General features: G+C 58.6%; 10 protein-coding genes. 8 read left to right on the plus strand and 2 right to left on the minus strand.

Annotated elements, in window-relative coordinates; genetic code table 11:
• Nucleotides 1-384 precede the first annotated feature (384 nt).
• The 6 genes from tig to HU730_RS14695 all read left to right on the plus strand — a co-directional run bounded on the left by tig (nucleotide 385) and on the right by HU730_RS14695 (nucleotide 8,927).
• Nucleotides 385-1,695, plus strand: coding sequence for a trigger factor (gene tig, locus HU730_RS14670; protein WP_034127949.1), 1,311 nt, complete (start codon nucleotides 385-387; stop codon nucleotides 1,693-1,695).
• 91 nt (nucleotides 1,696-1,786) lie between these two features.
• On the plus strand, nucleotides 1,787-2,422 hold the full coding sequence (clpP, locus tag HU730_RS14675; protein WP_003192255.1) for an ATP-dependent Clp endopeptidase proteolytic subunit ClpP: 636 nt from the start codon (nucleotides 1,787-1,789) through the stop codon (nucleotides 2,420-2,422).
• Between the two features lie 111 nt (nucleotides 2,423-2,533).
• The gene (clpX, locus tag HU730_RS14680) at nucleotides 2,534-3,817 is read left to right on the plus strand and encodes an ATP-dependent Clp protease ATP-binding subunit ClpX (protein WP_003192254.1); all 1,284 of its coding nucleotides are present in this window, start codon (nucleotides 2,534-2,536) and stop codon (nucleotides 3,815-3,817) included.
• 188 nt (nucleotides 3,818-4,005) lie between these two features.
• Nucleotides 4,006-6,402 (plus strand): endopeptidase La, encoded by a 2,397-nt coding sequence (lon, locus tag HU730_RS14685; protein ID WP_034127948.1) that lies wholly within the window; start codon nucleotides 4,006-4,008, stop codon nucleotides 6,400-6,402.
• Between the two features lie 149 nt (nucleotides 6,403-6,551).
• The gene (locus HU730_RS14690) at nucleotides 6,552-6,824 is read left to right on the plus strand and encodes an HU family DNA-binding protein (RefSeq protein ID WP_003174819.1); all 273 of its coding nucleotides are present in this window, start codon (nucleotides 6,552-6,554) and stop codon (nucleotides 6,822-6,824) included.
• Nucleotides 6,825-7,052: 228 nt separating this feature from the next.
• On the plus strand, nucleotides 7,053-8,927 hold the full coding sequence (locus tag HU730_RS14695; RefSeq protein WP_034127947.1) for a SurA N-terminal domain-containing protein: 1,875 nt from the start codon (nucleotides 7,053-7,055) through the stop codon (nucleotides 8,925-8,927).
• A 200-nt stretch (nucleotides 8,928-9,127) separates the two neighbouring features.
• Here the strand turns inward: HU730_RS14695 and nhaA are convergent, their stop codons facing one another.
• Both nhaA and HU730_RS14705 read right to left on the minus strand, forming a co-directional pair.
• Nucleotides 9,128-10,471 (minus strand): Na+/H+ antiporter NhaA, encoded by a 1,344-nt coding sequence (gene nhaA, locus HU730_RS14700; RefSeq protein ID WP_034127946.1) that lies wholly within the window; start codon nucleotides 10,469-10,471, stop codon nucleotides 9,128-9,130.
• A gap of 118 nt (nucleotides 10,472-10,589) precedes the next feature.
• Nucleotides 10,590-11,771: an MFS transporter gene (locus HU730_RS14705; protein ID WP_034127945.1), complete on the minus strand. Its 1,182-nt coding sequence runs from the start codon at nucleotides 11,769-11,771 to the stop codon at nucleotides 10,590-10,592.
• A 117-nt stretch (nucleotides 11,772-11,888) separates the two neighbouring features.
• Here HU730_RS14705 and HU730_RS14710 point away from each other — a divergent pair, with 117 nt between their 5' ends.
• A complete protein-coding gene (locus HU730_RS14710) occupies nucleotides 11,889-12,788 on the plus strand; it encodes a LysR family transcriptional regulator (RefSeq protein ID WP_169918742.1) in 900 nt (299 codons plus the stop codon).
• Between the two features lie 88 nt (nucleotides 12,789-12,876).
• Complete coding sequence (locus tag HU730_RS14715; RefSeq protein ID WP_034127943.1) at nucleotides 12,877-13,668, plus strand: DUF2242 domain-containing protein; 792 nt, start codon at nucleotides 12,877-12,879, stop codon at nucleotides 13,666-13,668.
• The last annotated feature ends 54 nt before the right edge of the window (nucleotides 13,669-13,722 follow it).

Genomic DNA, 13,722 nt, shown 5'->3' on the forward strand with positions numbered 1-13,722 from the left:
ATTTAACAGTCTGGCGCCTTTTTTGGTTTTGGCGGTTTGAGATTGGGTGGTTGCAGGTGCTGGGCTGCCCCGGCAGGGCGTGTCGTCGTATTTATGTATCTCGATGATGCCGCGTTGCTTGCTCGCCTTGTTCGCAGGGCGGGCCGTCAGGGAGATGAATGGTTGTTCCTTCTATATATAGAGAGGGGCGGCGCAGAGCCCTGGCGCAATTTGGCTGTATTTGTCACCGGGGCGAGGTACTTCAGTGCTTTCGTACCGATAAATTGCCGGCTGTTTTTCGCGGTGTTTTCAGTAGGGTGACTTCTTGAGTTTGACCCACTAGAATGCATGCCCTTGATTGGGGTCGGAAATGGCCGGCTAATGTCTGTGCAACGAGGAATATCCATGCAAGTTTCTGTTGAAAATACTACTGCTCTCGAGCGCCGCCTGAGCATCACCGTGCCGGCAGAGCGTATCGAGACTGCGGTCAACAAGCGTCTGCAGCAGACTGCCCAAAAGGCCAAGATCGCTGGTTTCCGTCCAGGCAAAGTGCCTATGAGCGAAATCAAGCGTCGTTTTGGTGCCGATGCGCGCCAGGAAGCTGTAGGTGACGTGATCCAGGCTTCCTTCTACGAAGCCGTTGTCGAGCAGAAGCTGAACCCTGCTGGCTCGCCTTCGATCGAGCCCAAGTCCCTGGAAGCGGGCAAGGACCTGGAATACGTTGCCGTATTCGAAGTGTTCCCGGAATTTGAAGTGGCCGGTTTCGAAGGTATCGAAATCGAGCGTCTGAGCGCCGAAGTGGCTGATTCGGACCTGGACAACATGCTGGAAATCCTGCGCAAGCAGAACACTCGTTTTGAAGTGGCCGACCGTGCCGCCCAGAACGAAGACCAACTGAACATCGATTTCGTTGGCAAGGTTGACGGCGAAGTCTTCGCTGGCGGCTCTTCCAAGGGCACTCAGCTGGTGCTGGGTTCCAACCGCATGATTCCTGGTTTCGAAGACGGCCTGGTTGGCGCCAAAGCCGGCGAAGAGCGCGTTCTGAACCTGACTTTCCCTGCTGACTACCAGAACCTGGACCTGGCTGGCAAAGCCGCCGAGTTCACCGTTACCGTCAACAGCGTTTCCGAGCCTAAGCTGCCAGAGCTGAACGAAGAGTTCTTCGCTCAGTTCGGCATCAAGGAAACCGGCATCGAAGGCTTCCGCACCGAAGTTCGCAAGAACATGGAGCGTGAGCTGCGCCAGGCTATCAAGTCCAAGGTCAAGAACCAGGTCATGGACGGTCTGCTGGCCGCCAACCCGATCGAAGTGCCTAAGGCCCTGCTGTCCAACGAAGTGGATCGCCTGCGCGTTCAAGCGGTTCAGCAGTTTGGTGGCAACATCAAGCCTGACCAACTGCCGGCCGAGCTGTTCGAAGAGCAAGCCAAGCGCCGCGTTGTGCTGGGCCTGATCGTGGCCGAAGTGGTCAAGCAGTTTGACCTCAAGCCAGACGAAGACCGCGTTCGCGAAATGATCCAGGAAATGGCTTCGGCCTACCAGGAGCCTGAGCAGGTCGTGGCTTGGTACTACAAGAACGAGCAGCAGATGAACGAAGTACGTTCGGTTGTGCTGGAAGAACAAGTTGTGGATACTGTTCTGCAGAAGGCTAAGGTGACCGATAAAGCGGTCTCTTACGAAGAAGCAGTCAAACCGGCGGAAGCAGCACAAGCCGACTGATTGTCCAACTCGTTGGAAATTCAACCATAAGCCAGCCTCGCGCTGGCTTATGCGTTTTCAAGACATGACTATTTGGGAGTAACTGCAGAGCATGTTCCGTAATTCCTATATTCAGCAGAACTCTGATATCCAGGCCGCAGGCGGCCTGGTCCCGATGGTTGTCGAGCAGTCCGCTCGTGGCGAACGCGCCTACGACATCTACTCGCGCCTGCTCAAGGAGCGAGTGATCTTTCTGGTTGGCCCGGTAGAGGACTACATGGCCAACCTGATTTGTGCGCAATTGCTGTTCCTTGAAGCGGAAAACCCGGACAAGGACATCCATCTCTACATCAACTCACCGGGCGGTTCGGTGACTGCGGGCATGTCGATCTACGACACCATGCAGTTCATCAAGCCAAACGTGTCGACCACCTGTATTGGCCAGGCGTGCAGCATGGGCGCCTTCCTGCTGACCGCGGGTGCCGAAGGCAAGCGTTTCTGCCTGCCGAACTCGCGTGTGATGATTCACCAGCCACTGGGCGGTTTCCAGGGCCAGGCGTCGGACATCGAAATCCACGCCAAGGAAATCCTCTTCATTCGTGAGCGTCTCAACACGCTGATGGCCAAGCACAGCGGGCGCACCCTGGAAGAAATCGAGCGCGATACCAACCGTGACAATTTCATGAGCGCTGAAGCCGCCAAGGAATACGGGTTGATCGACGCAGTGATCGACAAGCGCCCCGCTTAATATAAGCCGCTCAAAATAGGCTGGTCGGCATGTCCGACCACTGGCGGGCTTGAAAAAGCCCGCATAAGCCTTCATCTTGTGTTGCAAGCCTATCGGATTTGGATCGAACGAATGACTGACACCCGCAACGGCGAGGACAACGGCAAGCTGCTCTATTGCTCCTTCTGTGGCAAAAGCCAGCATGAAGTACGCAAATTGATTGCCGGCCCCTCGGTGTTTATCTGCGACGAATGCGTCGACCTGTGCAATGACATCATCCGTGAGGAGGTGCAGGAAGCCCAGGCCGAGAGCAGTGCGCATAAATTACCTTCGCCTAAAGAAATCAGCGGCATCCTTGACCAGTACGTCATTGGTCAAGAGCGTGCAAAGAAGGTTCTGGCCGTAGCGGTGTACAACCACTACAAGCGCTTGAACCAGCGTGACAAGAAAGGTGACGAGGTTGAACTTGGCAAGAGCAACATCTTGCTGATCGGTCCTACAGGCTCGGGTAAAACCCTGCTTGCAGAAACCCTCGCTCGCCTGCTGAACGTTCCGTTCACCATCGCCGACGCCACCACCCTTACCGAGGCTGGCTACGTGGGTGAGGATGTCGAGAACATCATTCAGAAACTGCTGCAGAAGTGCGACTACGACGTAGAGAAAGCCCAGATGGGTATTGTCTACATCGACGAGATCGACAAGATCTCGCGCAAGTCGGACAACCCGTCGATCACCCGGGACGTTTCCGGTGAAGGCGTGCAGCAGGCCCTGTTGAAACTGATCGAAGGCACGGTTGCTTCCGTTCCGCCACAAGGCGGCCGCAAGCACCCGCAGCAGGAATTCCTTCAGGTTGATACGCGCAACATCCTGTTCATTTGTGGCGGTGCGTTCTCCGGTCTGGAGAAGGTGATTCAGCAGCGTTCCACCCGTGGCGGCATTGGTTTCAGTGCGGAAGTGCGTAGCAAGGAAGAAGGCAAGAAGGTGGGCGAGTCCCTGCGTGAAGTCGAGCCTGACGATCTGGTCAAGTTCGGTCTGATCCCGGAATTCGTTGGCCGTCTGCCGGTCCTGGCGACGTTGGACGAGTTGGATGAGGCGGCTTTGATCCAGATCCTCACCGAGCCGAAAAACGCCCTGACCAAGCAATACGGCAAATTGTTCGAGATGGAAGGAGTAGACCTCGAGTTCCGTACCGATGCGCTGAAATCGGTGGCCAAGCGGGCACTGGAGCGCAAGACCGGTGCACGTGGCCTGCGTTCTATTCTCGAAGGCGTGTTGCTCGACACCATGTACGAAATCCCCTCGCAGTCCGAGGTGAGTAAAGTGGTGATCGACGAAAGCGTGATCGAAGGCAAATCCAAGCCACTGTATATCTACGAAAACAGTGAGCCGGCTGCCAAGGCTGCACCCGACGCGTAAGCGTTCAGCAGTTGCGGTACAAGCAAGGGGCCTCTAGGGGCCCCTTGTTTTTTGGGGGCTTTTCTCGGAGCGGTGGTTAAATTCGCGTGTATTCATGCGTTTAACTACTGGCATTGAGCTTGTTTTTTTTGCATGTAACCCCCATCTTGGTTTCAAGCTTATTTTTGAACTGTCATAGAGGCGAAATCATGAAGACAACCATCGAATTGCCTCTCCTGCCGTTGCGTGATGTCGTCGTCTATCCGCACATGGTTATCCCGCTGTTCGTGGGGCGCGAGAAGTCTATCGAAGCCCTCGAGGCCGCGATGACGGGCGACAAGCAAATCCTGCTGTTGGCCCAGAAGAATCCTGCTGATGATGATCCAGGTGAAGATGCCCTGTATCGCGTCGGCACCATTGCCACTGTCCTGCAATTGCTCAAACTGCCCGATGGCACCGTCAAGGTGTTAGTCGAAGGTGAGCAGCGCGGCGCCGTAGAGCGTTTCATGGAGGTGGATGGCCACCTGCGTGCAGAAGTGGCGCTGATCGACGAAGTCGAAGCCCCGGAGCGTGAGTCCGAGGTGTTCGTGCGCAGCCTGCTCTCGCAGTTCGAGCAGTATGTCCAACTGGGCAAGAAAGTTCCGGCTGAAGTCCTGTCGTCCCTCAACAGCATTGATGAGCCAAGCCGCCTGGTCGACACCATGGCCGCCCACATGGCGCTGAAGATCGAGCAGAAGCAAGACATCCTCGAAATCATCGACCTGTCGGCCCGTGTCGAACACGTGCTGGCGTTGCTGGATGGCGAAATCGACCTGCTGCAGGTTGAGAAACGCATCCGTGGCCGTGTGAAGAAGCAGATGGAGCGTAGCCAGCGCGAGTACTATCTGAATGAGCAGATGAAGGCCATTCAGAAAGAACTCGGTGACGGCGAGGAGGGCCACAACGAAATCGAAGAGCTGAAGAAGCGTATCGATGCCGCTGGCCTGCCCAAAGACGCCCTGACCAAGGCCACCGCGGAGCTGAACAAGCTCAAGCAGATGTCGCCGATGTCGGCCGAAGCCACCGTGGTGCGCTCGTATATCGACTGGTTGGTGCAAGTGCCGTGGAAGGCCCAGACCAAGGTGCGCCTGGACCTGGCCCGTGCTGAAGAGATCCTCGACGCTGACCATTACGGCCTGGAAGAGGTCAAGGAGCGCATCCTTGAGTACCTCGCCGTGCAAAAGCGTGTGAAAAAAATCCGCGGGCCGGTGCTGTGCCTGGTCGGGCCTCCAGGTGTGGGTAAAACATCCCTGGCGGAATCGATTGCCAGCGCGACTAACCGCAAGTTCGTGCGCATGGCCTTGGGTGGCGTGCGTGACGAAGCGGAAATCCGTGGTCATCGCCGTACCTACATCGGTTCGATGCCAGGAAGATTGATTCAAAAGATGACAAAGGTGGGTGTACGCAACCCGCTGTTCCTGCTCGATGAAATCGACAAAATGGGCAGCGATATGCGTGGCGATCCGGCGTCGGCCTTGCTCGAAGTGCTTGATCCCGAGCAAAACCATAATTTCAACGACCATTACCTGGAAGTCGACTACGACTTGTCTGACGTAATGTTCTTGTGCACCTCCAACTCCATGAACATTCCGCCAGCCTTGCTGGATCGGATGGAGGTGATTCGTCTGCCGGGCTACACCGAAGACGAGAAGATCAACATCGCAGTCAAGTACCTGGCGCCCAAGCAGATTTCGGCCAACGGCCTGAAGAAGGGCGAGATCGAATTCGAGGTCGAGGCGATCCGTGACATCGTGCGCTACTACACCCGCGAGGCCGGTGTACGGGGCCTTGAGCGCCAGATCGCGAAGATCTGCCGCAAGGCGGTGAAGGAGCACGCGCTGGAAAAACGCTTCTCTGTGAAGGTGGTCGCCGATTCCCTGGAACACTTCCTGGGCGTGAAGAAATTCCGCTACGGCCTGGCCGAGCAGCAGGATCAGGTCGGCCAGGTGACTGGCTTGGCGTGGACCCAGGTGGGTGGCGAATTGCTCACCATCGAAGCGGCGGTGATTCCGGGCAAAGGCCAGTTGATCAAGACCGGTTCCCTGGGTGATGTGATGGTCGAATCCATTACCGCCGCACAGACCGTGGTACGCAGCCGCGCCCGCAGCCTGGGCATCCCGCTGGACTTCCACGAGAAGCACGACACCCATATCCACATGCCGGAAGGGGCGACCCCCAAAGACGGCCCTAGCGCTGGCGTAGGCATGTGCACGGCGCTGGTATCAGCGTTGACCGGCATTCCTGTGCGCGCCGATGTGGCGATGACCGGGGAAATTACCTTGCGTGGCCAGGTATTGGCGATCGGTGGTCTGAAAGAGAAATTACTCGCTGCGCACCGAGGTGGAATCAAGACCGTGATCATTCCTGAAGAGAATGTTCGCGACTTGAAGGAAATTCCTGACAATATCAAGCAGGATCTTCAGATTAAACCGGTTAAATGGATTGACGAGGTCCTGCAAATTGCGCTGCAATACGCGCCGGAGCCCTTGCCGGATGTGGTCCCGGAGATAGTCGCGAAGGACGAAAAACGCGAGTCCGATTCCAAGGAAAGAATTAGCACGCATTAATGTGTTGGAGCCTGGGGGGCTTCCTTGACAGCTTTTTAGAGCCCTTGTTATAAAGCGGCTCTTAAGTGTCTGTAGGCCATTCAGCACTGGTTTTGCTTTTTACCAAAAAACTTAGAATCATACTCAATAGATATATAAGGGGACTTAGAGTGAACAAGTCGGAACTGATTGATGCTATCGCTGCATCCGCTGATATCCCGAAAGCTGCTGCTGGCCGTGCGCTGGACGCAGTAATCGAATCCGTCACTGGCGCTCTGAAGGCCGGCGACTCCGTGGTACTGGTAGGCTTCGGTACTTTCTCTGTGACTGACCGCCCAGCTCGCACTGGCCGTAACCCACAGACCGGCAAAGCACTGCAAATCGCTGCTGCCAAGAAACCAGGTTTCAAAGCCGGTAAAGCCCTGAAAGAAGCCGTTAACTAAGCTTCGTTCAAGCCTTTGCTTACCCGGGTCGGACGCAGGTCTGGCCTGGCAGCGGAGCGGTAGCTGACCCACGTATCGGGTCGCCACGCCGGGGGTGCAGATTCGAACCCCCGTCCGCTCCGCCAGTTACGAGAAGGCGCATCCTCGGATGCGCCTTTCTTCTATCCGGACTCTACCCACGCTCCACGGTTGCCTAATTTTTGAAGTTCAACCGTTTCTGGGGGACGCATGCTGCAAAATATCAGGGACAATTCACAAGGCTGGATTGCCAAGACCATTATCGGGATCATCGTCGCTTTGATGGCGTTCACCGGTATCGAAGCCATCTTCCAGGCTTCGGGTAATAACAAGCAGGACGTGGCCAAGGTCAATGGTGAAGAAATCACCCAGACCGAATTGAGCCAGGCCGTCGACATGCAACGTCGCCAGCTGATGCAACAGTTGGGCAAGGATTTCGATGCTTCCCTGCTGGACGAAAAACTGCTGCGCGATGCTGCCCTCAAGGGCCTGATCGACCGCAAGCTGCTGCTGCAAGGTGCTGCCGATTCCAAGTTCGGCTTCTCGGAAGCGGCGCTGGACCAGGTGATCCTGCAGACGCCGGAATTCCAGGTGGACGGCAAGTTCAACGCCGAACGCTTTGACCAGGTGATCCGTCAGCTGGGCTATAGCCGCATGCAATTCCGTCAGATGCTGACCCAGGAAATGCTGATCGGCCAGGTTCGCGCAGGCATCGCCGGCAGCGGTTTTGTGACCGACGCCGAGGTGCTGGCATTTGCCCGTCTGGAAAAACAGACCCGCGACTTCGCTACCGTCAACATCAAGGCTGACCCTGCGGCGGTGAAACTCACCGACGACGAGGTCAAGGCCTACTACGACCAGCACGCCAAAGAGTTCATGACCCCGGACCAGGTGGTCATCGACTATCTGGAGTTGAAGAAGTCTTCCTTCTTCGACCAGGTCAGCGTCAAGGACGATGAACTGCAGGCTGCCTACGAGAAGGAAACCGCCAACCTCGCTGAACAGCGTCGTGCCGCGCATATCCTGATTGAAGTCAACGACAAGGTCACCGAGGCGCAAGCCAAGGCCAAGATCGAAGACATCCAGGCGCGCCTGGCCAAGGGTGAGAAGTTCGAAGCCCTGGCCAAGGAGTTCTCCCAGGACCCAGGTTCGGCCAACAATGGCGGTGACCTCGGCTTTGCGGGCCCTGGCGTTTATGACCCGGACTTTGAAACCGCGCTGTATGGCTTGAAGCAAGACCAGGTGTCGGCGCCAGTGCGCACTACCTTCGGTTGGCATCTGATCAAGTTGCTAGGCGTTGAAGCGCCTGAGGTGCCATCGTTCGCCAGCCTGAAAGACAAGCTGACCCGCGAGCTCAAGGCACAGCAGGTTGAACAACGTTTTGTCGAAGCGACCAAGCAATTGGAAGATGCGGCATTCGAAGCCTCTGACCTGGCCCAGCCGGCGTCTGACCTGAAGCTGACCGTCCACACTTCCGCGCCGTTTGGCCGTGAAGGTGGCGAAGGTGTTGCGGCCAACCGTGCCGTGGTCACTGCAGCCTTCAGCCCGGAAGTGCTGGATGAAGGTGCAAACAGTAGCGCTATCGAGCTGGACCCGGAAACCATCATCGTGCTGCGTGCCAAAGAGCATCTCAAGCCGGCCCAGTTGCCGCTGGAGAACGTCGCTGCGGCCATTCGCACCCAGATGACCAAGGAGCGCGCGAGCGCTGCCGCCAAAGCCCATGCCGACGAGTTGATCGCCAGCCTGCGTGATGGCAAGACCGCGCTGGACCAGCCGGTTGACGGCCAGGCCTGGAAGGTGACTGAGGCAGCTACCCGTGGTCAGGACTCCATCGACCCGGCCGTGCTGCAAGCCTTGTTCCGCATGCCCAAGCCTGCGGCCAAGGACAAGCCGACCTTCACCACCGTGACCCTGCGCGATGGCAGCCTGGTGATCGTGCGCTTGAACGGCGTGAACGAAGCAGCGGCCCCTACGGACGAAGAAAAAGCGCAATACCGCCGCTTCCTCGCTTCCCGTATTGGCCAGCAGGACTTCGCGGCCTACCGCAAGCAGCTGGAAACCCAGGCAGACATCAAGAAGTATTGATGCCGGCCTGAATAAAAAGACCCCGACCTGAAAAGGCCGGGGTCTTTTTTTGCCCTTGATAAAGCGGCTACTCAGTTAAATGGGACTGTCACTGTGGCGAGGGAGCTTGCTCCCGTTGACTGCGCAGCAGTCCCGGCTTTTTAGGGCCGCTTCGCGACCCAGCGGGAGCAAGCTCCCTCGCCACAGGTTGGTGCTCTGCCTCAGATAGGCTTGGCAGCAAACTTGAGCTTGCCCCACGTCAACCCGATCACCGCCGCCAGGGTTGAAGCCGCCAATACGCTCAGCTTCGCAGCCGACAGCAGGGCCGGGTCGGAAAATGCCAGGGAAGAGATAAAGATCGACATGGTGAAACCGATCCCCGCCAGCAGGCCGACGAGGCCAACGCCCGTCCAGGTCACACCGTCCGGCAGCTTGCAGATGTTGAGCTTGACCAGCGCCAGGCTCGCCAGCATCACGCCCAGAGGCTTGCCGAGCACCAGGGCGAAGATGACGCCCATGAACACACCGTGGGCCAGCGGGTCATCCAGATTGAAACCGTCCAGGCTCACACCGGCGTTGGCCAATGCAAACAGCGGCATCACGCCGAACGCTACCCAGGGGTGCAGCGCCGATTGAACACGCTGCACCGGCGGCAGTATTTCCCGTTGAGCTTCGCGCAATTGCTTGAGGGGCGTGGCGACTTGCTGGGTCCCTTCGGCTGGCTGCGAGAACCGGTCCATCAGCTCGTTGAAGGTGCGTTCGATGGTTTCCAGCGGGCGTTCCCGCGTGGGCTTGGAATTGACGGGGGTCATCAAGCCAAGGATCACCCCGGCGAGCGTTGGGTGCACGCCTGTCTTGAGTAGGCCAAACCACACGATAGCGCCTGGCAGCAGGTAGATCGCCGCCTTGCTGATGCCCATGCGTTGGAACACCAACACCAGGGCCAGCCCGCCGGCAGCAATCACCAAGCCCATGTAGTCGAGGCTGGCGGTGAAAAAGATCGCGATGATCAGGATCGCCACGATGTCATCGATGATCGCCAAGGCCAGCAGCAGGATGCGTACGCCACTGGGAATCGATTTGCCCAGCAGCGCAAGCACACCCACGGCAAAGGCGATGTCGGTCGCGGTGGGGACTGCCCAGCCACTCGCGGCGGCGGTGTCGTGGTTGAGCAGGGTGTAGATGAGTGCGGGCATCAGCACACCGCCCAACGCCGCGCCCAAGGGCAGCGTGGCCAGCTTCAGGTTGGCGAGGGCGCCGTCTTTGATTTCCTGGCGGATCTCGGCACCGACCACCAGAAAGAAAATGGTCATCAGCCCGTCATTCACCAGAAAATGCAGGGAGCGCGACACGCTGTAATCGCCCAGCCCGAGGGTGATGGGCGTGTTCCAGAAATGCTCGTAGGTCGCGGCGGCGGGGCTGTTGGCCCACACCAGCGCGACGATGGCGGCCAGCAGCAGCACGATACCGCTGACGGCTTCGATGTGTGAAAAGCGCTCAAGGGCGGACAGCGCGCCCTCAGTCAAACGCTGGGGGCGGGGGATGGCGGGGTGTTTATCAGGCACGACAAATCTCCATTGGCGGCCCGACCAATGCTTGGCTTTTAACCTGCGCCGTGCTTTATGCAACAACGCACCCAGGGGCGATGATAGGAAGGTGAGGAATAAGTTGTAAACAAACTTGTCATCGCGCGGGCAGCGCTTTACCCCGGATTGCGCCCAGCGCCAACACGATCAATCCTAGAACTGCCCATGGAAATGTCACGACGCCCCAACGTTCGAGCAAGAGCCCGCCCACTAATCCACCTCCGGCGATGCCCAGGTTCCATACCGTGACCAACATCGATTGGGCGGCATCGGCCGAGTTGCCAGCCGACTTGGCCAGCGCGGTTTGCAATAGCGCTGGGAGGCCACCGAAGGCGAGCCCCCACAACGCCACGCTGACGTAAATGGCGACTACGCAGTTGAACCATAGTCCGAGCAGCAGGGCCGCAACGGCGAACATCGCGCAACTGATGAGGGTCAGTAGCCTCAGGTGCCGGTCAATCCAGACGCCTACCAGCCAGATACTCAGCAGGGCCATCAGGCCGAACACCAGCAGCACGCGATCAATCTCGCGGCCGATACCGGCGGGCACCAGCAAAGGGGCGATGTAGGTATAGAGAATGTTATGTGCGAGCACGTAGGTAAAGGTCACCCAGAGCACCGGCCGTATGCCTGGCAACGCCAGTACCTGACGTAAGCCGAGGCGTTTGCTTGGCGGTTCACCGGCAAAATCCGGCAGTTGCCAACGCGCCCATACCAGCAGTAACAGGGTCAGGCCAGTCATGATGGCAAAACTGGCGCGCCATCCGACCAGCGTACCCAGCAGGGTGCCGGCGGGCACGCCGAGGGACAAGGCCAGCGGCGCACCCAGCATGGCCACGGCAATCGCCCGGCCCTGCAGATGAGGTGCGACCATACGACTGGCGTAACCCGCCAGCAAGGCCCACAGCAAGCCCGCGAACACACCGGCGAAAAATCGTGCAGCCAAGGTCAAGCCATAATGGCTGGAAAAGGCGGTGACACTGTTAACCAATGCAAAGCCGCCGATGGCGATCAACAGCAACGGCCGCCGGCGCCAACCCCGGGTCAGCAATGTCAGCGGGATAGCGGCGAGCAACGAGCCGAGCGCGTAGAGCGTTACCAGTTGCCCGACCAGAGCCTGGGAGACCCCGAGCCCAGCACCGATTTGCGGTAACAAACCGGCGGGCATTGCCTCGGTGAGGATGGTGATAAAGCCGGCGCAGGCCAACGCCAGCAAACCGGCCAGTGGCAGGGGTTCAGCGTGGGGGGCTGTATCGATCAATTGGGGGCTGTCGTTCATCGGGGCTCTCCTTGAAAGGGTCAAGGCGCCAGGGTAGGGGGCTGCGAGGCGCGGAAAAACAGGCTAAGGTTCCGAACTTATCGGACGTTGATGTCCGCAATCGGCAAAGGCATCACCATGGACAATCTGGGCAGCCTCTCGGTTTTTGTGCAGGTCGCGCAAACGCTTAGCTTCACCGCTGCGGGCCGTGCACTGGGCGTGTCATCGTCGGCGGTGGGTAAAAGCATTGCGCGAATGGAAGAGCGCCTGGGCGTCAGGTTGTTTCATCGCAGCACCCGCAGCATCACTCTGACCAGCGAGGGCGCGCTCTTCCTGGAACGTTCGCGGCGCATCCTGGCGGAGTTGGAAGCGGCCGAACAGGAATTGACTGAGGTCACTGCCAAGCCTCGCGGCAAGCTGCGGATCAGTGTGCCCCAAGTGCGTGGTTTGTTGATGCCGGTGATCAGCGATTTTATGCGTGCCTACCCGGACATCGAGTTGGATGTGGATTTTTCCGATCGCATGGTGGACGTGATAGAGGAGGGCTTCGACGCGGTGATTCGCACCGGCAAGCCAGAAGATTCGCGCTTGATGGTGCGCCATCTTGGGCATTACCAGTTGGTCCTCGTCGGTACGCCCGGCTACTTCGACCAGCACGGCACCCCCCGTCGACCCCAGGACCTGAATCATCACGCCTGCCTGCGGCACAAATTCTGCGCCACCGGTAAGCTGGAGCCTTGGCCGCTGCGTCATGTCCCGGGGGCGGCAGAACTGAACCTGCGCGCACCGCTGGTCAGCACTACCATCGAGTCCCTCAATCATGTGGTGCAAGAAGGACTGGGCATTGCGTGCCTGCCGGACTACATGGTCAACCAGGCCGTACAGCATGGGCGTTTGCGACGGGTGCTGGATGAGCACCTCGAACATCGCGGCAGTTTCTGGTTGCTGTGGCCGGCCAGTCGCCATGCTTCGGCCAAGCTGCGGGCCTTTATCGATCATATGTGCGCCGGGCTTTTTCCTACTGACGCCGCTGTCTGAGCTTGAGATGTTTTACCGACAGGAATCGCGCTTCAATGTCGCGTTCTGTTGCACAATACCGTCCGGACCGTTTTCTTCAGGATTTTCAATGTCGACATCATTTCACTTGCGCAATCTCGGGTTGGCGCTGGTGCTGGCGGGCGCCGCGGGCTGCTCGTCACCCAAGACCGCTATCTATGAACATGAGAATTTCGACGATTCCGGTACGTTTTCCCGCGATTACCCGGTCAGCGATGTGGCGGCCTGTGAAGCTGCGCGCCGTGCCCTGCTGAGCCAGGGCTACATCATCACCAGCAGCGATCCGAAGTTGGTGGCCGGCAACAAGAGCTTCCAGCAGACCGGCGAGACCCACCTGCAGATCAGTTTCAATGTGGTGTGCGCTGCTGATGGCAAGGGCAGCAATCACTCGACGATGTTTGCCAACGCCTTGCAGGACCGTTATGCGCTGAAGAAGGTCAACAACTCCGCGAGCCTCGGTGTGGGCGTGCTGGGCTCGGTGTCGATGCCGATTGGCTCCACCGACGACTCGATGGTGAAGGTGGCGAGCGAGACCGTCTCTGCACCGAAGTTCTACGAGCGTTACTTCGCGTTGGTGGACGTGTTCCTGCCGCAGGAAGTAAAGCAGGCCGAGCATATCCCCGAGCAGCCCAAGGCCGACCTCGGCGTGCCCGAGCCCAAGACCGCTCCGGCAGCCGAGAAGGTCGAAGCGCCGAAGGATGTGCCGGTAGCGCCTGCCGCTGCAGAGCCGCTTGCGCCGCCACCTGAGGCTGCACCGATTGCACCGGTGACAGAGCCTGCTCCGGTTGCACCGGCGCCGACTGATCCGTCCTTGCCGGCGCCGACGGAAGCGATTCCACCGCTTCCGATGCCTGCGCAGTAACGCAATGCTGTTCTGATGTGGGAGCGGGCTTGCTCGCGAATACGGTGTAACAGT

The organism is Pseudomonas sp. SWRI22, assembly GCF_014268395.2.
GTDB classification, from domain to species: domain Bacteria; phylum Pseudomonadota; class Gammaproteobacteria; order Pseudomonadales; family Pseudomonadaceae; genus Aquipseudomonas; species Aquipseudomonas paracarnis.

Excerpts from the sequence above, each read along its gene's own strand:
- tig (WP_034127949.1), top strand. The coding sequence starts at position 385 with ATGCAAGTTTCTGTTGAAAATACTACTGCTCTCGAGCGCCGCCTGAGC.
- HU730_RS14705 (WP_034127945.1), bottom strand. The coding sequence starts at position 11,771 with ATGAACGACAGCCCCCAATTGATCGATACAGCCCCCCACGCTGAACCC.
- clpP (WP_003192255.1), top strand. The coding sequence starts at position 1,787 with ATGTTCCGTAATTCCTATATTCAGCAGAACTCTGATATCCAGGCCGCA.
- clpX (WP_003192254.1), top strand. The coding sequence starts at position 2,534 with ATGACTGACACCCGCAACGGCGAGGACAACGGCAAGCTGCTCTATTGC.
- HU730_RS14695 (WP_034127947.1), top strand. The coding sequence starts at position 7,053 with ATGCTGCAAAATATCAGGGACAATTCACAAGGCTGGATTGCCAAGACC.
- lon (WP_034127948.1), top strand. The coding sequence starts at position 4,006 with ATGAAGACAACCATCGAATTGCCTCTCCTGCCGTTGCGTGATGTCGTC.
- HU730_RS14715 (WP_034127943.1), top strand. The coding sequence starts at position 12,877 with ATGTCGACATCATTTCACTTGCGCAATCTCGGGTTGGCGCTGGTGCTG.
- HU730_RS14710 (WP_169918742.1), top strand. The coding sequence starts at position 11,889 with ATGGACAATCTGGGCAGCCTCTCGGTTTTTGTGCAGGTCGCGCAAACG.